We start from the raw sequence: 20905 nt of genomic DNA, 5'->3' as shown, positions 1-20905 counted from the left end.
AGTCAGATTCGATCTGTCTCTTTTTGTTTTTCATATCCTCGTCCCAATTCTCATACATATGGAGTAACGTGCTTTCTTCCGGTGTCAAGCCTTGAGAGCATGGGAGGCCGTCTTATGGGAGTGAAGAAGATGATGGTTAGAAAAGCGATAGTCATAGCCGCCAGTATGCTTCTCGTGTTGGCGTTCGTCAGCACGAACGACGAAGTGTCCCGGTTTCTCGCCGCGATGAAATACGGCGAGCCCGCCATTACCGCGATGCGCTCGGCGCATGACGAATCGGAGAGGCAGCGGCTGCTCGCGGAGATTACGGGCGAAGCGGAGAAGAGGCGAATCGCGCCGGAGAACGCCAGAATCGATCGGGTATGGAAAGCGATTCCCGGCTACAACGGCCTCGAAGTCGATATCGACAAGACGCTGCAAGAGGCGCTGGCGGCGCCGGGCGTTAGCCCGATCCGTTATTTTTTCAAGGAGGTCGAGCCCGCCATCCAGCTGAAGGACCTGGGGCCGATTCCGATCTACCGGGGCAATCCGAACAAAAAAATGATTTCGCTCATGATCAACGTCGCATGGGGCAACGAATACATAGATTTCATCTTGTCTACGCTCAAACGGGAGCAAGTGAAGGCGACCTTCTTCCTCGACGGCAGCTGGCTGAAAAAAAATCCGGACGTAGCCAAGCAAATTCAAGCTGACGGACACGAGATGTCCAACCACGCCTACTCCCATCCCGATATGAAGACGCTGGGCCGGCAGGCCGCCCACTCGCAAATCGCGAGAACGGAAGATTTGCTAAAATCCGTCCTTAACGTCGATAATAAGTGGTTCGCGCCGCCGTCTGGCTCTTATAGCCAGGCTACGGTGCAAATCGCCGAAGAACAAGGCTTGAAAACGGTCCTCTGGACGATCGATACGATCGACTGGCAGAAGCCTCCCGCGGATACGGTTCTGCGCCGGATATCGGCGAAGCTCGAGCCCGGCGCCCTGATCCTCATGCATCCGACCGCTACCACGCGGGACTCGATCGGGGGCATCATCCAGACGGCGAAGGCGAGAGGGTACGCGATCGGCACGGTCAGCGAGACGCTGTCCTCCAGCCGCGTTCCGGCCGCTGTTGAGAGCGAAGGCGGATTCTGATATAGTAGCTATCAAGTGTATACGGCTGCCAGACAAAACTTTAGGAGGACACCAGGTGAACAAATATACGCTCAGCAACGGCTTGCGCGTCGTCGTTGAATACATACCGACCGTCAGATCGGTCTCGTTCGGGATTTGGGTCAAAACCGGCTCCCGCAACGAAACGCCGGAAAATAACGGGATCTCGCATTTTATCGAACATATGCTCTTCAAGGGGACGGCGAATCGCTCGTCGAAGGACATCGCCGACTTGTTCGACGGCATCGGGGGCAATGTGAACGCGTTCACCTCCAAGGAATATACATGCTATTTCGCGAAGGTGCTCGACGAGCACTTGCCGCTGGCGGCTGACGCGCTTTCGGATATGTTCTTCCATTCGACGCTCGATCCGGAGGAACTGGCGAAGGAGAAGAACGTCATTCTCGAGGAAATCGCGATGTACGAGGACACGCCTGACGACAAGGTGCACGACGAGGCTTCTCGCGCTTCCTACGGCGACCATCCGTTGGCATATTCGATCCTTGGACTCGACGAGCGGTTGACCGCGATGAATTCGGATACGCTCCGCGGCTATATGGACGAGAAGTATACGATTGACAATACGGTAATCAGCGTCGCGGGCAACGTGGAGGAGAACGCCTTGCTCGCTCTGCTCGAGAAGCATTTCGGCGCGTTCGCGAACCGAAGCAAGGGAGAGGCTCCGGACGTTTCGCCCGCCTTCCGCGGCGACTATTTGTTCCATAAGAAAAAAACGGAGCAAAACCATATTTGCATCTCGTTTCCAGGCTGTTCGATCACCGATAAAAACTTGTACGCGATGATTTTGCTTAATAACGCGCTGGGCGGAGGAATGAGCTCGCGGCTGTTCCAGGAAATCCGAGAAAAGCGGGGCCTTGCCTATTCGGTTTATTCCTATCATACGTCCTATGCGGATACGGGCTTATTCACGGTGTATGCGGGCACGGCGCCCAAGCAGACGAAGGACGTGCTCGATTTGACGATCGAGCAGCTCGGGGAGCTGTCCGTAAACGGTCTCGCCGACGACGAGCTTCATCGCGGCAAGGAACAGCTCAAAGGGAGCTTGATCCTGAGCTTGGAGAGCACGAGCAGCCGAATGAACCGGCTCGGGAAGAACGAGCTGATGATCGGCAGGCACTACACGCTAGACGAGCTGCTGAAACGAATCGACGGCGTGACGATGGACGACGTCCGCGAGGTGACGAAGCGGCTGCTTGCGTCTCCGTTCGCGGTCGCGATGGTCGGATCGAACGATAAAGCGGCGGCGCAAATCAGGAGGGATCAATTTGTTTCAAGTTCAATTTAAGCGGCTGGGCGGCAACGAAGATATCGCGATTCCGCGCAAAATGTCCGAATGGGCGGCAGGCTTCGACCTGCAGGCGGCCGTTGAGGAGCCTGTCGTGCTGGCGCCTGGGGAGCGCAAGCTAATCCCGACGGGCTTCGCCATGGCGATGCCCGGTGAGCTGGAAGCCCAAATCCGGCCCCGCAGCGGGCTTGCTCTGAAGCATGGCATCACCTGCCTGAACTCGCCCGGGACGATCGACGCAGATTATCGCGGCGAGGTGAAGGTGCTGCTCGTTAATTTGGGACAGGAGCCGTTCACGATAACGCGAGGGGAACGCATTGCCCAAATGGTGTTCCAGCAAGTGCCGAGCGTAACGATAACCGAAGCGGAAGAGCTCCCCGAGACGATTAGGGGCGCGGGCGGGTTCGGGCATACGGGCGTATAGTCGCAGTGACGTTATAATAACGATGAGGAGAAAGATCGGAGCCGATGCTCCGATCTTTTTTTCTTTTTCACCCCGCTCTGGGCGCTGGCATAAGATGATTTAGAGCCAGTAGCAAGAAAGGAGTGAAGCTTGATGCTAACAGGCGTTCAAGTGCTGATGCTTGGCGGCGACGCGAGACAGCTGGAAGTCATCCGCAAGCTGACGGAGCTTGATGCGACGGTAACCGTATCGGGCTTTGACGGTCTGCATTCGTCGCTTGACGGAGCCGTGCAGGCCGAGTTCGAAGAGCAGCTGTTCGAAGGCGTCGACGCGCTGCTGCTTCCTGCCGTCGGCACGGACGATCAAGGATTCATCCATGCGGTATTCAGCGACCGGCAGCTTCAGCTTACGAACAGCCATTTGGCAAAGCTGCCGAAGCATTGCACCGTATATACGGGGATGGCCAAATCGTATTTGCGCGAGCTTTGCGATCAGAATAGCTTGAAGCTCGTGGAGCTGTTCGACCGCGACGACGTGGCCATTTACAACTCTATACCGACCGCGGAAGGCGCCCTGATGATGGCGATTCAGAACACGGACATTACGATTCACGGCTCTTCGTCGATGGTGCTCGGACTTGGCCGGACCGGATTTACGTTGGCGCGGACGCTGCAGGGCCTCGGGTCGAAGGTGAAGGTCGGCGTACGCCGTTCGGAGCAATTCGCAAGGGCGGCGGAGATGGGCTTCGAGCCTTTCTACATCAGCGGTTTGTTGCAGCATGTAAGCAATATTGACTTGCTTTTTAATACAATTCCGACTATGATAGTCACAGCACAAATTATCGCTAATTTACCTTCTCGAGCCGTCATAATCGACCTTGCCTCGAAGCCGGGCGGAACGGATTTCCGCTTTGCCGAGAAGAGGGGGATTAAGGCGCTGCTCGCGCCCGGACTTCCCGGAATCGTCGCACCGAAAACAGCTGGCCGAATCATGGCGGATTGCTTATCACAGTTGATTTTGGAAGATTCGATGAAGCGGGGGAACGGGATATGAACTGGAACGGAATTACGGTAGGCTATGCGCTGTCCGGATCGCACTGCACGTTTGCCGAAGTGATGCCTCAAATTAAGAGATTCGTCGACGCGGGAGCGAAAGTGATCCCGATCGTGTCGAATACGATTATGACGACGGACACGAGATTCGGTTCGTCGGAGGATTGGCAGACGCAGCTTAAAGCGATCACGGGCAATGATCTTATATCGACGATCGTGCAAGCGGAGCCGCTGGGGCCTTCGAAGCTGCTTGACGTGCTCGTCATCGCGCCGTGCACGGGAAATACGACGAGCCGACTCGCGAACGCCATTACGGACAGCGCCGTTCTTATGGCAGCCAAGGCGCAGATGCGTAACGGCCGTCCGCTCGTGCTCGCGATTTCGACGAATGACGGACTCGGGCTGAACGCTGCCAATATCGCGAAGCTGCTGGTGGCCAAGAACATCTATTTCGTGCCGTTCGGTCAGGATAATCCGGTTCAGAAGCCTAATTCGCTGGTAGCCCGGATGGATTTGATCATGGAAGCTTGCGAGGCCGCCCTGCAGGGCAAGCAGCTGCAGCCGCTGCTCGTCGAACGGGCGCAATAATGCTTGACCTAGCATAAATACAACTACGATTTGGAAGAGGTTAAGCGACTGCTGGCGGACGCGCCGGGCGAGGATGATCCCGCGAACCCAGCAGTGCCCGCTAGCGGCCGAAGCAGACGGCAAACCGGCCTGCGCGCCTCGGCCGTTCGAGTTGCAAGCTCGAGCGCGAACGCGGACTTAATAGGCGGATCGTCAAGAACAACCCGCTTACAGACGCAGTAACGGATGGATATGAATCGCAGCAATATCGCAACAGGTTAGGCCATTAAGTAAAGGGTAATACGCTGCTCTTCCTGGGATCGTTAACGGAGGAGAATGAAATGCGCATCCTGATTCAAAAATTCGGGGGCACCTCTCTATCGACCGAACGGGCCAGAGAACGCGTAATCGATCATATAAGGAGAGAACGGGCTAACGGTTTCTCCATCGTCGTCGTCGTTTCGGCCATGGGCAGGAGCGGCGATCCGTATGCCACGGATACGTTATTGCAGCTAATTCGAGACAACGGCGACAAGCTGCCCGCGCGGGAGCGGGATATGCTGCTCGGCTGCGGAGAGATTATTTCCGCCGCCGCGCTATGCAGTCTGCTAATTGCGGGCGGCATCCCGGCCGTAGCTTTGACCGGCGGACAGGCGGGCATACTGACCGACGAGCAGTTTGGGCAAGCGCGGATCAAAGAGATCCGTCCAGATAAAATCATCGGCCATCTGCAAGCGGGCTCGATCGTCATCGTAACGGGCTTCCAAGGCATTTCGGCAAGCGGCGATACGACGACGCTTGGCCGAGGCGGCAGCGATACGTCCGCGACCGCGCTCGGCGCGGCGCTCCGGGCCGAGATGGTGGATATTTATACGGACGTTAACGGAATCTTGACCGCGGACCCGCGGATCGTCGAGGAAGCGAGGCCGCTGCAGGTCGTCGGCTATGCCGAGATTTGCAACATGGCGAGGCAAGGGGCGAAAGTTATTCATCCCAGAGCCGTAGAGATCGCCCAGCAAGCCAGAGTTCCGCTTCGCGTACGCTCGACCTTCTCGGAGGAGACGGGGACGCTGGTGACGGATTCGCCGGCTCTTAAAGCCAGTTTATCCGTGAAGGACCGGCACGTGACGGGAATCGCCCACTCGACCGGCATCACGCAAATTTCGGTCAAAGCCATTGAAGGCCGCAACGACGTACAACTGCAAGTCTTTCAATCGATGGCGAAGCATCATATCAGCGTGGACTTCATAAACGTGACGCCCAGCGGAGCCGTGTATACCGTCTTCGACAAGGATGCGGACCGCGCCGTGCACGTACTGAGGGAAGGCGGCTACTCGCCGACGGCCATAAGCGGATGCGCCAAAGTTTCCGTCATCGGCGGAGGCATGAACGGCGAGCCCGGCGTTATGGCGCGCATCGTGGAAGCGCTGACGGAACAGGGCATCACCATTATGCAATCGGCCGATTCCAATACGACGATCTGGGTGCTCATCCGTCAGACGGATATGGCGGAGGCGCTGCGTGCGCTGCACGCGAAGTTCGAGCTGCATCGATAGACTGTCACATTTTCTAGGAGGAATTCAAATGGAATTTGGAAGATTGATTACCGCGATGGTAACGCCATTCGATGCGGATGGTCGGATCGATTGGCCTACGACGGGCCGGTTGATCGATTATTTGATAGAGGATCAGCAAAGCGACAGTCTAGTGGTTTCCGGAACGACCGGCGAATCGCCGACGCTGTCGGACGAAGAGAAGCTGGAGCTGTTCCGATTCGCCGTCAAGCACGCGAATGGCCGTTGCAAAATTATTGCCGGTACGGGCAGCAATAACACGGCCCATTCCATCCATTTGACCAAGGAGGCGGAGGCGGCCGGCGTCGACGGCGTGCTGCTGGTCGCACCTTATTATAACCGCCCGAATCAGGAAGGGCTGTACCAGCATTTCAAAGCGATCGCGGAATCGACAAAGCTGCCGGTCATCCTGTACAACGTCGAAGGACGCACGGGGGTTAATATTTCCGCGCAGACCACGCTTCGTCTCGCCCAGATCGACAACGTCGTCGCGACCAAGGATTGCGCGAACTCGGATCAGCTTACGCAAATTATTAGCGAAGCCCCGGATGGATTCAAGGTGTACAGCGGCGACGACAGCGCCACCTTGACTTCGCTTGCCGTTGGCGCATACGGCATCGTCAGCGTGGCCAGCCATATTATCGGCGCAGAGATGAAAAACCTAATCAACGCTTACCTGAACGGCAAGGTGCAGGAGGCCGCCAAGCTGAACGGCGAATGCTTCCCGGTGTTCAAAGGCCTGTTCTACTGCCCGCATCCCGTTCCGAATCCGGTAGCCGTGAAATACGCCCTCGGCCTGAAGGGATTTCCGGTTGGCGGAGTAAGACTGCCGCTCGTCACGGTAAACGAAGCGGAAGCCGCATTTTTGCGCGAGTTGATTTTGTAATCATACGCGAATCGTTGATTGCAGCCGGTGCATCCAGCATCGGTTTTATTTTTTGGGGAAGCCTATCCGGTAACGGCTTATCGGGTTTCACTTGTATTCCATCTTTTTCTTCATGTATAATGGGTTCAAGTGATTGGGTGCGGCAAATATTTAGCAATGGAACAAAGCGCCGGAGCGGCATCCGGCGTTTTCAGCACATCGGAACGAAGAACAATAGCGATTAGCGAATGGAATTAACGGGGCAGCAATTGCTCTGTAATCATATAAGGAGGTCAAGATACACTTGTCTAAAAAGAACAACCAGGATAAGCTGCTCGTATTCGCGCTTGGCGGAGTAGGCGAGATCGGAAAAAACATGTACGTCATTCAGCACAACAACGACATCGTCGTTGTCGACTCGGGATTGAAGTTCCCGGAAGAGGATATGCTCGGAATCGATATCGTCATTCCGGATATTTCGTACTTAACCGAAAACCGCGACAAAGTGCGCGGGATCATCATTACGCACGGACACGAGGACCATATCGGCGGATTGCCGTACGTACTCAAAAATTTAAACGTTCCCATCTACGCGACAAAGCTGACGCTTGGTCTAATCGAAGGGAAATTGAAGGAAGCGAGCTTGCTCGGCGAAACGAAACGGATTCTCATCAACGCGGATTCCGAAATTCAGCTCGGATCGATTCGCGCCTCTTTCTTCAAGACGAACCACAGCATTCCCGATTCGGTCGGCGTATGCCTCGACACGCCTGAAGGAACGGTCGTCCATACGGGGGACTTTAAGTTCGACCATACGCCGGTCAACGATCAGTTCGCCGACCTGCAGCGGATCGCCGAAATCGGCAAACGCGGCGTACTGGCGCTGCTATCGGACAGCACGAACGCGGAACGCCCGGGCTTTACGCCGTCCGAAGCGCAGGTGGGCGACAACCTGGAAGACATTTTCCGCAAATCGTCGCAACGCGTCGTGGTCGCGACGTTCGCGTCCAACGTGCATCGGATTCAACAAATCATCAATGCCGCGATCGCAACCCGCCGCAAAATTGCCGTCGTCGGACGAAGCATGGTTAACGTCGTCGGCATCGCTTCCGATCTCGGTTACTTGAACATTCCGGAGGGCATGATCATCGAGCCGGAGGAAGTAAACAAGCTGGCGGCCGATCGCGTGGTCATTTTATGTACAGGCAGTCAGGGCGAGCCGATGTCGGCGCTAACGAGAATGGCGCGCTCGACGCACCGCAAGGTCGACATTTTGCCTGGCGATACGGTCATCATCGCCGCGACGCCGATTCCGGGCAACGAACGCTACGTTGGCCGCACGGTCGACGAGCTGTTCCGCCTTGGCGCCAACGTTATCTACGGCAACGGTTCCGTCTCGGGCGTGCACGTATCCGGTCACGGCAGTCAGGAAGAATTGAAGCTCATGCTTAATTTGATTAAGCCGAAATATTTTATTCCGATTCACGGCGAGTACAGGATGCTGCGTCAGCACGGCAGGCTCGGCGAATCGATTGGCATCGACCGCGAGAACATATTTATCGTCGATAACGGCGATACGGTCGAGTTCCAGAACGGAAGCGCACGCAAAGGCGCGAAGGTGCAGGCCGGCAACGTCCTGATCGACGGGCTTGGCGTAGGAGACGTCGGCAATATCGTCTTGCGCGACCGCAAGCTGCTGTCGCAGGACGGCATCCTGGTCGTTGTAGTCACGCTCAGCAAGCAGGACGGCGCCATCGTGTCCGGACCGGACATCATCTCGCGCGGCTTCGTGTACGTGCGCGAGTCCGAAGGCTTGCTGGACGAAGCGAACCGGATCGTAACTTCAACGCTGAACCGGCTAATGAACGATAAGGTGAACGAGTGGGCCTCGCTGAAGACGAACGTAAAAGACGCACTGGGACGCTTCTTGTACGAGCAGACCCGCCGACGTCCGATGATTTTGCCAATCATTATGGAAGTATAACCCCCAATCACGAAATGAATGAGGATCGCTTGTCGCAACCGCGCATGCCGCAGCGGATACAAGCGATCCTTTTTTTTATGCAATCAAATGTTCCGAATAAATTCAGCCCCCGACTCCATACTATGACAAGCTGTATTTTAACTATTGCGAAGCGGCGGTCGTTACGCTTGAATGAGGGGGATCCTATACATCATGTGGCAAACAAGAAACGGAATGACATCCGAGCAGCAAGAACCGGGCGCGGACGAGAAGAGGAAGACGGGCAACGTCGTCGAGACGATTCAGCAGCTCGGCCAGACGGCGACGCCCGCGCCGGCCGAATCGAACATTTTTTGCATGACGATCATCGGGCAGGTGGAAGGGCATCTTGTTCTGCCGCCGCAAAATAAAACGACGAAGTACGAGCATCTTATCCCTCAGCTGGTGGCGGCGGAACAAAATCCGAAAATCGAGGGCGTGCTTATCGTGCTGAACACGGTCGGCGGCGACGTCGAAGCGGGTCTGGCGATTGCCGAAATGATTTCTTCCTTATCCAAGCCGACGGTCACGCTTGTTCTCGGCGGCGGCCATTCGATCGGCGTTCCGATCGCGGTGGCGGGCAATTTGTCGTTTATCGCGGAGACGGCTACGATGACGATTCATCCGATCCGCTTGAACGGTCTTGTCATAGGCGTGCCGCAGACGTTCGAATATTTGGACAAAATGCAGGAGCGCGTCGTCCGGTTCGTGACGGCCCACTCGAACGTGACCGAACAGACCTTCAAAGATTTAATGTTCAAGACGGGCGAGCTGACGAGGGATATCGGTACGACGGTAATCGGCGCGGATGCGGTCAAGCACGGATTGATCGACAGGGTCGGCGGTTTGGGCGAAGCGATTCGCGAGCTGAATATGCGCATAGAAGCGCATAAGCAGTCGAAGCTGGCGGTGAGCCCGGTATGACCTTGTATACGAATATGCCCCTCGAGCTCGTTCTCGACGGTATTCACGAGAAAGCGGAGGCGCCGCAAGAAGTTTACGCGCACGGCATCAAAATGCAGGTTACGCCCGTCGCTCCCGGAATCGGCAAAATCGTGCGGCTGCTCGACTGCAGTCTTGACGATTATTTGAATCCGAATTTGACGCCGGGTACGCTCGTCAGTTATCGTTCGACGCCAAACTGATGTTCGTACCTATGTCTCATAGGAACATTTGTCCACCTATGGTATAATGTTTTACCAGAGGTGACTGATTTGGCAAAGAGAAGAAGACGTAAGAAATCAATCGGAGCTACTTTAAAATATGAGGTTTACGGCATTCTGCTCATTACGATTTCCATTATCGCGCTTTCGGGTGAAGCGGCGGTTGGCCGATCGTTATCGAAGCTGTTCGGTCTCGTCCTGGGCAAATTTTATTTCGTTCTGGCACTGGTCGGCATCTTCATAGGGCTTGCCGTCATGATTAAGCGAGCTTGGCCGCGCGGATGGACGAATAAGCGGACAGGCTTGCTTATTTTGGTGTTGGCTTTTACCTTGATGAGCTCGATCTCCGAGATCGATCGGAAGCTCGGCCCAACGTCCGAGTTGTCGGGAGGCCTCATCTTAAACCAGCTTAGCAGCGATTTAAGATTGTCGTTAATATCCGTCACGCCCGAGAACGACGTGCCGATACGGGATAAACAGATTAGCGGCGGCTACGTCGGAGCCGTGCAATATTCCTTGTTCTTTTCTTTATTCGGTTATTATGGCGCGAAGCTCATCATGTTCGTTATGTTTGCCATCGCCATTATGTTGATGACCGGCAAATCCTACGTTGAGCTGGGCAGAATCGTCAGCGTCAGAGCCGTTCGCGTCTTCAAGCTGCTCGGGGCGAAATGGACGAACCGCGCATCCGCAAGAGCGTCCGCTAGAACGGCGGCAGCGAATGCGGGCCCGAGCGGAGGAGCGGCCGATTACGACGACGATACGATGGACGACGATGACGACGTCTACGTCGCTCCGCCTCCGAGAAGGCGAAGATCGCTCTTCTTCTCCTGGAAGCAGGAGGCGAGGCAGCAGGTGCCGGACGATGCGGATAACGAGGACGACGAGTGGGTGCTTGAACCAGAAGACGAGCATTCCAGAGGAAACGGCAGCCCGTCCAGGCAGCCGGGCGAGCCGGCTTGGGAGAAGTCCGGCGTCGATTTGGGCGATACGGTCCATCCCGGCCAAGCCGCGCAGGACGAGCGCGCTCCTTGGGAGGATGACGGCCCGGACGATCGCGCCGATTCGGTTATTCCCGGCGAGCTCGGTACGTTGGACGCCGACGACAGCGCGCTTACCGATTTCGATCCGCAAATGGCGGAAGAGACGGATGAAACGGAAGATGAAGATGGTTATCCCAGGGATATCGACCCAACCGATCGAGGGGAAGTCGATGGCTCGGATGCGCTGGAGACGGGAGAAGCCTCGGAGCAAGCCGCAAGGAAGCCGGCATCGGAAGCGGAGGGAAGCATTGGAGCTTCGAAGCCGTATTTGCTGCCGCCGTTCTCCTTGCTCAATAAGCCGAATCCGTTGGGCAAAGGATCGGACGCCACCGATATGTACGACTCCAAAAGAAAGCTGGAGGCGACGCTGGAAAGCTTCGGCGTTCGCGCGAAAGTGCTCGACGTCGTTCGCGGGCCGGCGGTCACCAGGTATGAGGTGCAGCCGGCGACCGGCGTTAAGGTAAGCCGCATCGTCGGACTTACGGACGATATCGCGCTGGCGTTGGCGGCAAAGGACGTTCGGATGGAAGCTCCCATTCCGGGCAAGTCGGCGATCGGCATCGAGGTGCCGAACATGGAAGTGTCGGTCGTTACGATGCGGGAAGTGATGGAGACGGCGACGTTCCAGAACGCTTCTTCGAAGTTGTCCATCGCGTTCGGCAGGGACATATCGGGTCAAACCATCGTCGGCAATTTGGCCAAGATGCCCCATCTGCTCGTTGCCGGCGCCACCGGCTCCGGCAAATCCGTCTGCATTAACGGGATCATAACGAGCATCTTGTACAAAGCGGCTCCCGACGAAGTTAAATTTCTGATGATCGACCCCAAGATGGTCGAATTGAACGTATACAACGGTATTCCGCATCTTCTCGCGCCCGTCGTGACCGATCCGAGGCGCGCTTCGCTCGCGCTCAAAAAAATCGTCGTCGAGATGGAGAAGCGCTACGAATTGTTCTCGAAATCGGCAACGCGGAATATCGAAGGTTACAACGCGCTCATGGCCGACAATCCGGCCGCCGTGCTTCCGTATATCGTCGTTATCGTGGACGAGCTTGCGGATTTGATGATGGTCGCGGCGAACGACGTCGAGGATTCGATCGCGAGGCTGGCCCAGATGGCGCGCGCGGCGGGCATTCACCTTATTATTGCGACGCAAAGGCCGTCCGTCGACGTTATTACGGGCGTTATCAAAGCGAATATCCCGTCCAGGATCGCCTTCGGGGTATCCTCGCAAGTCGATTCGCGGACGATTCTCGACATGGCCGGCGCGGAGAAGCTGCTCGGCCGCGGGGACATGCTGTTCCTGCCCGTAGGTATGTCCAAGCCGATCCGGGTCCAGGGCGCTTTCCTGTCCGACCAGGAGGTGGAGACGCTCGTCAATTACGCGAGGGATCAAGCCGAAGCCGAATACAAAGAAGATTTAGTGCCCGAGGTGGAGGAAGAAACCGCGGAGGGCGACGACGATCTCGACGAGCTGTACGATCAGGCGGTCCAAATAATCGTCGAAGCGAAGCAAGCTTCGGTATCGCTGCTCCAGCGCAGAATGAGAATAGGCTATACGAGAGCGGCCCGGCTGATCGATCAGATGGAAGCGCGCTCCGTCGTCGGTCCGTACGAAGGAAGCAAACCGCGCGAAGTTCTCATTACGATCGAGCAGTTTCAGGCCGGCCGGATAAGCTCCTGATTTTACGGGGTTTGCCCGCATCGGGAGATTGTGCATAGAAGCGGGAGCACTTTCTCATACTACAGGTAGACGACGCCTACTATCAGGCGTACGAACTTGCATGAGAAAGGCAGATCCCTTCATGAAAAAACGGTTGATAGCGGTGACCTCGATTATCGTGCTGCTGCTGTTCGGATCCTTCTCGCTGCTGCACGGCGGACGGGAAGCGGCCGAAACGTTCAGCAACGCGACGTTAAAGGAAGGCTCATCAGGCAACGATGTATACGAACTTCAAGGACGGCTGACGCACCTTGGTTATTTCAAAGGGAAAATCGACGGCCAATTCGGCAGGGAGACCCGCAACGCGGTCACTTGGTTTCAATGGAAGTTCGGATTGAAATCGGACGGCGTCGTCGGCGCCAAGACGAAGCTTAAGCTATGGGAAGCGACGAAGTCGTGGAGACCGACCGCACCGACGACGAACAATCCGGGCTCAAGCGGCGGAGGCGGAGGAAGCTCGGACTCTTCGATCGCCAAGTCGAACCGGCTCGGCTTGTCGGATAACGATCTGCGCATCATGGCCAACGCCGTTTACGGGGAAGCGCGGGGCGAGCCGTACGAAGGACAAGTCGCCGTTGCGGCCGTCATTATTAACCGGTTGAAATCGCAAAGCTTTCCGAACACGATTTACGGCGTTATTTTTCAGCCTGGCGCATTCACGGCCGTTGCGGACGGACAAATATGGCTGACGCCGAACGAGAAGGCGCGCGAAGCGGTAGAGGACGCGATTAACGGCTGGGATCCGTCGGGCGGCTGCCTCTACTATTTCAACCCCGATACGGCAACGTCGAAATGGATATGGACCCGGACCCAGATCAAGACGATCGGCAAGCACATTTTCTGCATGTAGCATACGAGTTTAAAGATAGGAAGCAGCCGTTTCTGCCAAGGGCAGCAGTGGTTGCTTCTTCCATTTCCGATAGGTTAGAATGGTATAGAGACTTGACAACTGGAATAGATTTACTTATATATCGAGCCGCCAGGAAGGAGCAAACCGAGTGACCCAATTCGAGAGAGGGCAGCTGCAGCGCATCCGACTGCATGTGCTGCCGACGAAACGATTCAAAACGTTTGCCATTTCGCTGTTTGCAGGATTGCCGCTGGACGAAGCGACGGTGACGCCGGTTGCCCTCATTCCGTTCGTGCTTAGAAGAGGAACGGCGAACACGCCGGAGACGATCGCCTTTCGGGAGAAGCTTGACGATTTATACGGAGCGGGCTTCGGATTTGACGTATACAAAAGAGGCGATTCCCAAATCGTCCAATTTCGCATGGATATCATCAACGACCGTTTCGTATCCGCCAATACGCCGCTGCTCGCCGCATCGCTTCAGTTTTTGGGCGACGTCGTAACCGACCCTCTGCTCGAAGAGAGCGGCTTCCGCGCGAAGTACGTCGACGCCGAGAAGACGACACTCAGAAAGCGGCTGGAGGCGATCGTGAACGATAAAATCCGTTACGCCGCGGAGCGCTGCCTGGAGGAGATGTGCGCGGATGAGCCGTACCGGCTGCACCCGCTCGGGCAGCTGGAACGGATCGGCGAAATCTCGCCTTCGTCGCTGCAAGGACATTACGAGCGATGGCTCTCGGAAGCGGCGCTCGATCTTTACGTCGTCGGGGATACGACGCTCGAGGAGGTTACTCGGCTCGTGACCGAAGCGTTCAAGCTGAAGCCGGGCACGCCTTCGCCGTATTCGAAGCCGGGCGTAAACCATCCCGTCGGCGAGGTGAAGCAAGTGACCGAACGGATGGACGTGAGCCAAGGAAAGCTGAACATGGGCCTCCGTACGGGCGTCGGTTACGACGACGATGCTTATCCCGCCGCGCTCATGTATAACGGCATTCTGGGGGGCTATCCGCATTCCAAGCTGTTTCTCAACGTCCGCGAGAAGGAAAGCCTGGCTTATTACGCCGCGTCGCGGCTGGACGGCCATAAGGGAATTTGCACGATTCAATCGGGCATCGAGTTCGCCAACTACGAGCGCGCCGTCGCGATTATCAAGGAGCAGCTGGAGAGCATGAAGCAAGGCAAGCTGTCGGAGCTTGAGATGAATCAGACGAAGGCGATGATTTCGAACCATCTGCGCGAGCTGCAGGACTCGGCTTACGAAATGATCGCTTACGATTTCAACAGCGTGCTTACCGGCAAGCAGAGGAGCGCCCAGCAGCTGCTTGAGCAGGTGCTGGCCGTTACGACGGCGGATATCGTTAAGGTGGCCGAGCGCGTTCAGCTGGATACGATTTACTTTTTGCGCGATCGAAAGGAGGCGTGACGGATGCAAACCCTTCATTATCCGAACGTTCAAGAAACGTTGTACAGGGAAGTGCTCGACAACGGGCTGGAGGTGATCGTGCTTCCGAAAGAAGGCTTCAGCAAAACCTACGCCACGTTCTCGACGAAGTACGGCTCCGTCGACAACCGGTTCTCCGTCGGGGGCGAGCCTCAAGTCAAAGTGCCGGACGGCATCGCCCATTTCCTCGAGCACAAAATGTTCGAAGAGCCTACCGGGGACATCTTCGCCGTATTCGCCTCACAGGGCGCATCCGCGAACGCGTTCACAAGCTTCGACCGAACGGTCTACTTATTTTCGGCGACCGAACAAGTTCACGCGAATTTGGAGACGCTGATCAATTTCGTGCAAAATCCGTACTTCACCGACGCGAACGTCGAGAAGGAAAAAGGGATTATCGAGCAGGAAATCAATATGTATCGCGATAACCCGGATTGGAGAGTCTATTTCGGGTTGATCGACGCGCTGTATCATGAGCATCCCGTTCATATCGATATTGCCGGAACCGTCGAATCGATCCGGCAAATCGACAAGGAAACGCTGTACCGCTGCTACGAAACGTTTTATCATCCTTCGAACATGCTGCTGTTCGTCGTTGGCGGCGTGAAGGCGGAAGAAGTGATCGAGCTCGTGCGGGCGAACCAGAACGCCAAATCGTTTGAGCCGCAGAGCAAGATCGAGCGTTATTTCGAGAAGGAGCCCCAGAGCGTGAAGCATGCGCGCAAGGTGACGGAGCTTGCGGTGTCGCTGCCGAAATGCATGCTGGGCTTCAAAGAGAAGCAGGTCGGGCTGACCGGAGAAGCGCTGCTGCGCCAGGAAGTGACGACGAAGCTGATGCTGGACGCCCTGATCGGACCGAGCTCCCGGCTTTATCAGCAGCTGTACGAGAACGATCTCATCTCCGATTCGTTCGGCCATGAATACAACTCGAGCACGGGTTACGCGTTCTCGGTCATCGGCGGCGACACGCCCGATCCGGATCGGCTGCTGCAGCTTATCCGTACCGCGGTCGAAGAACGCTTGAAGAGCGGCATCGAACCGGAATCGTTCGAGCGATCCAAGCGCAAAAAAATCGGCGGATATTTACGGATGCTGAATTCCCCCGAAGCCATCGCCGGCGAATTTACGAGATACCGGTTCCGCGACAGCGACATGTTCGACGTGCTGGCCTTCTATGAAAGCTGCACCTTGGACGACGTGAATCGGCGTCTGCGAGAGCATTTTGACTTCGACCAGCTGGCCGTATCGATCGTGCAGCAGCCCGGAAAATGAAAACCTTGCAGCAAATGACGGTGCTTATTACCGGGGGAAGCCGCGGCATCGGGGCGGCGATCGCCAAACGATTCGCCGCGGAAGGCGTAAACATCGTCATTCACTATTTGCAATCGCACGAGATCGCCAACGAAACGGCTCGCGCCTGCATGGCGCTTGGAGCTAACGTGCTGACGATTTCGGCCGATTTGCGCTCGAGGGAGCAGCTTGAGCGGATGCGGGATAAGCTTGCGGTGCACGGCATGCTGCCGGATATCCTCGTGAACAACGGCGGCATTTCGCATTACGGCATGCTGATGGACGTCACGGAGGAAGATTGGGATGACGTGATGGCCGTGAATCTGAAGGGCATGTTTCTATGCACGCAGCTTTTCATGCCGCATATGGTCGCGCAGCGGTACGGACGAATTATTAACGTCTCGTCCATCTGGGGGCTGTCGGGCGCTTCCTGCGAGGTGCTTTATTCGACGACGAAGGGCGGCATGAACGCGTTCACGAAGGCGCTAGCCAAGGAACTGGCGCAGGCGGGGGTGACCGTGAATGCCGTCGCTCCCGGCGTCGTCGACACGGATATGATGGTCGGATTCAACGAGGAGGAGAAAGCGGCGCTCGAGCAGGAAATTCCGGCCGGGCGGTTCGGCTCCGCGGAAGAGATCGCCTCGCTCGTGTACTTCCTGTCCCTTCCCGAATCCTCCTATATTACCGGACAAGTCATAAGTCCGAACGGAGGATGGCACACGTAAAGCGCGGGTTCAACCTGCATAGGGACAAGCTGAATAATTTGAAGCGTTTTGTAGCAAAATAACGACTGTTGATGATTCTTTTACACCTTTAGGAGGCGAAGAAACATGTCAACTGTCCTTTCTAATTTTGCGACATGGAAGCATTTTTTGGCCGACCGCGTTTCGCAAGCGAAAAAAGCCGGAATGACGGATGAAACGATTTCGACGCTCGCTTATGAAATCGGCAGCTTTCTCGATGAGAAGGTCGATCCGAAAAATGAAGAAGAACGGGTTCTGAAGCAGCTTTGGGAAGTAGGCGACGAGGCCGAGCGCAAAACGATCGCCCGCTTGATGGTGAAGCTCGTTCAGGAATCCTAACCGACAAAGCGACGCGACGGCATTATTCGTCAAAAGAAGCAGCAGAAAAGCCTCCTAGCCGGAGGCTTTTCTGTACGGTTTTCGAAAAGGTTGCAGGATTATGACGAAAATTGTAGAATTATGTGTTATGACGCACATACCCATAATTTTCATCCGTGACGTCTAAACGAACCGGTTCAGGAAGGTGACAGCGTTGGAGACGAAACAATGGTACATGGAATACAAAATACATAAAAATCGTCCGGGCTTGCTCGGCGATATCGCTTCCTTGCTCGGCATGCTTGAAGTCAACATCATGACGATCAACGGCGTCGAGGACCGCACGCGCGGCATGCTGCTTCAAACCGACGACGACGAGAAGATCGAGCTGCTTGGCAAAATGCTTCAAAAGGTCGATAATATTACCGTAAATAAACTGAGAACGCCTACAATCGTCGATATTTTGGCCGTGCGGCACGGGCGCTATATCGAGCGGGATTCCGACGACCGGAAGACGTTCAGGTTTACGCGCGACGAGCTTGGTCTTTTGGTCGATTTTTTGGGCGAGGTGTTTAAACGCGATGGCAATCAGGTTATCGGATTAAGAGGGATGCCGCGCGTCGGCAAAACCGAATCGATCATCGCGGGCAGCGTGTGCTCGAACAAACGGTGGACATTCGTCTCCTCGACGCTTCTCCGCCAGACGGTGCGGAGCCAATTGTCCGAGGACGAGATGCAGCCGAACAATATTTTCATCATCGACGGCATCGTAAGCACCATCCGCTCGAACGAGAAGCATCACGGCCTGCTGCAGGAAATCATGGCCATGCCGTCGACGAAGGTGATCGAGCATCCCGACATTTTCGTGAAGGAATCGCATTACGAATACAGCCATTTCGACATCATCGTCGAGCTTAGAAATACCCCGGATGAGGAAATTACATACGAATCGTTCACAGCCAACTACACAGACGATTTTTAGCCGGAAGGAGGCCGTTTCATGTCTGATTTAGGCGTATTGCTTCAGAACGCGAGAGAGAAGCGAGGCTTATCGCTGGATGATATTCAGGAGACCACGAAAATTCGAAAACGGTATTTGGAAGCGATCGAGAGCGGGGATCACACGGTTCTGCCCGGTCCTTTCTACGTGCGCGCTTTTGTAAAAAACTATTCCGAAGCCGTCGGACTGGATCCTGATGAAGTGCTCCGCCTTTATCAGCATGAAGTGCCGGCAGCTACCGTCGAACAGGTCGCGGAACCGATCCCGGTTCGGGCGCCGCGGCGTGTCAAATCGCAATCCTCGGAGAGGCTGGGCAAAATCGGCTTCAACATCATGATGTGGTCGTTTCTTATTCTGATCGTCGTCGTCGTTTGGGTGTACTTCATCAATCAGGATGCGGATCCGCCGAAGCAAGCCGATCAGGGCACGAATATTACCGATGCCTCGTCGCCGCCGCCGGCCGACGAAGAGACGGACGAACCGGCAGGGAGCGGCGCTACGCCTCCTGAAGTATCGCCAACGCCACCCGTGCCGACGATGGCGCCTACCACGGTTACGTTCGGCAGCAAAGTAGGCAAGGCGGATCAATACGACATCGGGCCGGCCGGGCCTCATAAGCTTGAAATCAAAGTGGTCGGCGGCAAAAGCTGGCTTGAGGTTAGGGAGGGCAGCAACTCGGGGAACAAGCTGTTTTCCAAAAACGCGGAGGACGGCACCGTGCAGTCATACGATTTGACCGGACCGCTCTACATTAACGTGGGGCGTTCGGATTTGACCGAAATTACGGTTGACGGGGTGCCCGTCCCCGATGGCGACAGGGCGGGCTCCAAGAAACTGCTGCTTCATCCCGTCCAAGAAGAAGCGCCGGCCGGCGAAGGCCAGGCTGAGGACGGGGAGACGGGCGGGACGGAAGGCAACGCTGCGGCGCAGTAGCAGCAACGGAACAAAGGAGAGGTGTACATGGCTTCAGAAAACGCATTTGACATTGTTTCAAAGGTTGACATGCAGGAATTGGCGAATGCCATCAAGCAGGCGGAGCGCGAGATCGAAACCCGCTTTGATTTCAAGGGGAGCAAGAGCAGCATTGCGCTGGAGAAGGATGATCTCGTCGTTGCTTCCGACGACGATTACAAGCTGAAGAGCGTTATCGACATTCTGCTCTCCAAGATGGTGAAGCGGGGCGTCCCGATCAAAAACTTGGATTACGGCAAGGTCGAAGGCGCGTCGGGCGGAACCGTCCGCCAAAGGATTCGATTGAAGCAGGGCATCGAGCAGGACGTCGCGAAAAAAATCAATATTTTGATTCGCGATTCGAAGCTTAAGGTGAAAAGCCAAATCCAAGGCGATCAAATCAGGGTAACCGGCAAAAGCCTCGACGATTTGCAAGCCGTCATCAAATTGCTGAGAGAGGCCGACCTGCCGGTGGACCTTCAATTTACGAATTACCGATCGTAAGGGGAGAAGCTTCGTTTCACGCATTCGTTTCGTGAGACGGGGCTTTTCGTTTACCGGTGCGACCGGCCGAAGAACGTAGGCGCGCCGCGCTTTTGACACGTGTATTGGCATGTATTATACTTGGTTAGATAGCTTCGCGGAAGGATCTGGAGGATTCACGGATGACAGGAATAGCGAATGCAGCCGACCGAGGCTGCGGAGGATGGAATGCCGATCGGGTTTCGATTTCAGGTTTGAATCACGAACGTGGGGTTCGCGTAACGCACACCTATGAGTCAGATCGATCTAAGGAGGGAATTGCGTGAATCTGGCGAATCGCATCACCTTAGCCAGAATTTTTTTAGTGCCGGTCATCATGTTTTTTCTGCTCATTAAATTGGACCTGGGATCGATAAGCTTCGCCGGCTTCTCGATTACATACAATCAAGTCGTGGCGGCACTAATTTTCATTGTGGCGGCTAGCACGGACGGACTGGACGGTTATATTGCGCGCAAGAACAAGATCGTGACGAATTTGGGCAAGCTGCTCGACCCGCTGGCGGACAAGCTGCTCGTCGCGGCCGTCTTAATCTCGCTCGTCGAGATGGACAAGCTTAACGCGCTCATCGCGATCGTCATCATTAGCCGCGAGTTTGCCGTTACGGGTCTCAGGCAGGTCGCCTTGCTGGAAGGCTCCGTCATGGCGGCCAGCAAATGGGGCAAGTGGAAAACCGCGATCCAAATTACGATGATCATCGCCTTGCTTATTAACAATTTCCCGTTCACGTTCATCGATTTTCCGTTCGACACGATCGCCATCTGGACGTCCGCGACCGTTACCGTGTATTCGGGCGTCGATTACTTCGTGAAGAACAAACACCTTATTCCGATAGAGTAAAGGATAAAAGCATCTTTCCGTCAAGCGGGGGGATGCTTTTGCATATAACTTACTTATAAATCATTCCGCTGGAGAAGGGAA

Annotated in this window: 20 protein-coding genes; all 20 read left to right on the top strand. The window is 55.7% G+C overall.

The window, feature by feature from the left end; all coding sequences use genetic code 11:
* The first annotated feature begins 114 nt into the window (after positions 1-114).
* The 20 genes from IDH41_RS19060 to pgsA all read left to right on the top strand — a co-directional run bounded on the left by IDH41_RS19060 (position 115) and on the right by pgsA (position 20824).
* Entirely contained in the window at positions 115-1134 is a 1020-nt protein-coding gene (locus IDH41_RS19060) for a polysaccharide deacetylase family protein (RefSeq protein ID WP_190863830.1), read from the top strand.
* 55 nt (positions 1135-1189) lie between these two features.
* A complete protein-coding gene (locus IDH41_RS19055) occupies positions 1190-2458 on the top strand; it encodes a M16 family metallopeptidase (RefSeq protein WP_190863829.1) in 1269 nt (422 codons plus the stop codon).
* On the top strand, positions 2439-2882 hold the full coding sequence (gene dut / locus IDH41_RS19050) for a dUTP diphosphatase (protein ID WP_190863827.1): 444 nt from the start codon (positions 2439-2441) through the stop codon (positions 2880-2882). The genes IDH41_RS19055 and dut overlap by 20 nt, the downstream gene beginning before the upstream one ends.
* Positions 2883-3014: 132 nt before the next feature.
* A complete protein-coding gene (gene dpsA, locus IDH41_RS19045) occupies positions 3015-3914 on the top strand; it encodes a dipicolinate synthase subunit DpsA (protein ID WP_190863825.1) in 900 nt (299 codons plus the stop codon).
* Positions 3911-4501 (top strand): dipicolinate synthase subunit B, encoded by a 591-nt coding sequence (locus IDH41_RS19040; protein WP_190863823.1) that lies wholly within the window; start codon positions 3911-3913, stop codon positions 4499-4501. Before dpsA ends, IDH41_RS19040 begins: the two co-directional genes overlap by 4 nt.
* Positions 4502-4821: 320 nt before the next feature.
* Positions 4822-6036 carry an aspartate kinase gene (dapG, locus tag IDH41_RS19035; protein WP_190863820.1) on the top strand — a complete coding sequence of 405 codons (1215 nt, stop codon included), beginning with the start codon at positions 4822-4824 and terminating at the stop codon, positions 6034-6036.
* A gap of 28 nt (positions 6037-6064) precedes the next feature.
* The gene (dapA, locus tag IDH41_RS19030) at positions 6065-6940 is read left to right on the top strand and encodes a 4-hydroxy-tetrahydrodipicolinate synthase (RefSeq protein ID WP_190863818.1); all 876 of its coding nucleotides are present in this window, start codon (positions 6065-6067) and stop codon (positions 6938-6940) included.
* Positions 6941-7223: 283 nt separating this feature from the next.
* Positions 7224-8903, top strand: a complete 1680-nt coding sequence (locus IDH41_RS19025; RefSeq protein ID WP_190863816.1) for a ribonuclease J — start codon at positions 7224-7226, stop codon at positions 8901-8903.
* Positions 8904-9116: 213 nt separating this feature from the next.
* Entirely contained in the window at positions 9117-9845 is a 729-nt protein-coding gene (locus IDH41_RS19020; RefSeq protein WP_317890782.1) for a ClpP family protease, read from the top strand.
* Positions 9842-10066 carry a YlzJ-like family protein gene (locus IDH41_RS19015; protein ID WP_190863813.1) on the top strand — a complete coding sequence of 75 codons (225 nt, stop codon included), beginning with the start codon at positions 9842-9844 and terminating at the stop codon, positions 10064-10066. The genes IDH41_RS19020 and IDH41_RS19015 overlap by 4 nt, the downstream gene beginning before the upstream one ends.
* 69 nt (positions 10067-10135) lie before the next feature.
* Positions 10136-12811, top strand: a complete 2676-nt coding sequence (locus IDH41_RS19010) for an FtsK/SpoIIIE family DNA translocase (RefSeq protein WP_223829863.1) — start codon at positions 10136-10138, stop codon at positions 12809-12811.
* A gap of 121 nt (positions 12812-12932) precedes the next feature.
* Complete coding sequence (sleB, locus tag IDH41_RS19005) at positions 12933-13700, top strand: spore cortex-lytic enzyme (protein ID WP_190863811.1); 768 nt, start codon at positions 12933-12935, stop codon at positions 13698-13700.
* Positions 13701-13848: 148 nt separating this feature from the next.
* On the top strand, positions 13849-15123 hold the full coding sequence (yfmF, locus tag IDH41_RS19000; RefSeq protein ID WP_190863809.1) for an EF-P 5-aminopentanol modification-associated protein YfmF: 1275 nt from the start codon (positions 13849-13851) through the stop codon (positions 15121-15123).
* Between the two features lie 3 nt (positions 15124-15126).
* Positions 15127-16413, top strand: a complete 1287-nt coding sequence (gene yfmH / locus IDH41_RS18995; protein WP_190863808.1) for an EF-P 5-aminopentanol modification-associated protein YfmH — start codon at positions 15127-15129, stop codon at positions 16411-16413.
* A complete protein-coding gene (gene ymfI, locus IDH41_RS18990; protein ID WP_190863807.1) occupies positions 16410-17156 on the top strand; it encodes an elongation factor P 5-aminopentanone reductase in 747 nt (248 codons plus the stop codon). Before yfmH ends, ymfI begins: the two co-directional genes overlap by 4 nt.
* Positions 17157-17261: 105 nt before the next feature.
* Positions 17262-17513 carry a DUF3243 domain-containing protein gene (locus tag IDH41_RS18985; protein ID WP_190863806.1) on the top strand — a complete coding sequence of 84 codons (252 nt, stop codon included), beginning with the start codon at positions 17262-17264 and terminating at the stop codon, positions 17511-17513.
* Between the two features lie 193 nt (positions 17514-17706).
* Entirely contained in the window at positions 17707-18474 is a 768-nt protein-coding gene (locus IDH41_RS18980; RefSeq protein ID WP_190863805.1) for a DUF3388 domain-containing protein, read from the top strand.
* 18 nt (positions 18475-18492) lie between these two features.
* Positions 18493-19425, top strand: coding sequence for a helix-turn-helix domain-containing protein (locus IDH41_RS18975; protein ID WP_190863804.1), 933 nt, complete (start codon positions 18493-18495; stop codon positions 19423-19425).
* Between the two features lie 27 nt (positions 19426-19452).
* The gene (locus IDH41_RS18970) at positions 19453-19947 is read left to right on the top strand and encodes a YajQ family cyclic di-GMP-binding protein (RefSeq protein WP_190863803.1); all 495 of its coding nucleotides are present in this window, start codon (positions 19453-19455) and stop codon (positions 19945-19947) included.
* A gap of 301 nt (positions 19948-20248) precedes the next feature.
* Positions 20249-20824, top strand: coding sequence for a CDP-diacylglycerol--glycerol-3-phosphate 3-phosphatidyltransferase (gene pgsA, locus IDH41_RS18965; RefSeq protein WP_190863801.1), 576 nt, complete (start codon positions 20249-20251; stop codon positions 20822-20824).
* Positions 20825-20905 lie beyond the last annotated feature (81 nt).

Source organism: Paenibacillus arenilitoris (assembly GCF_014705655.1).
GTDB lineage: Bacteria > Bacillota > Bacilli > Paenibacillales > Paenibacillaceae > Pristimantibacillus > Pristimantibacillus arenilitoris.
The sequence above is the reverse complement of the archived record's forward strand: the minus strand, read 5'-3'. Positions and strand labels throughout refer to the sequence as shown.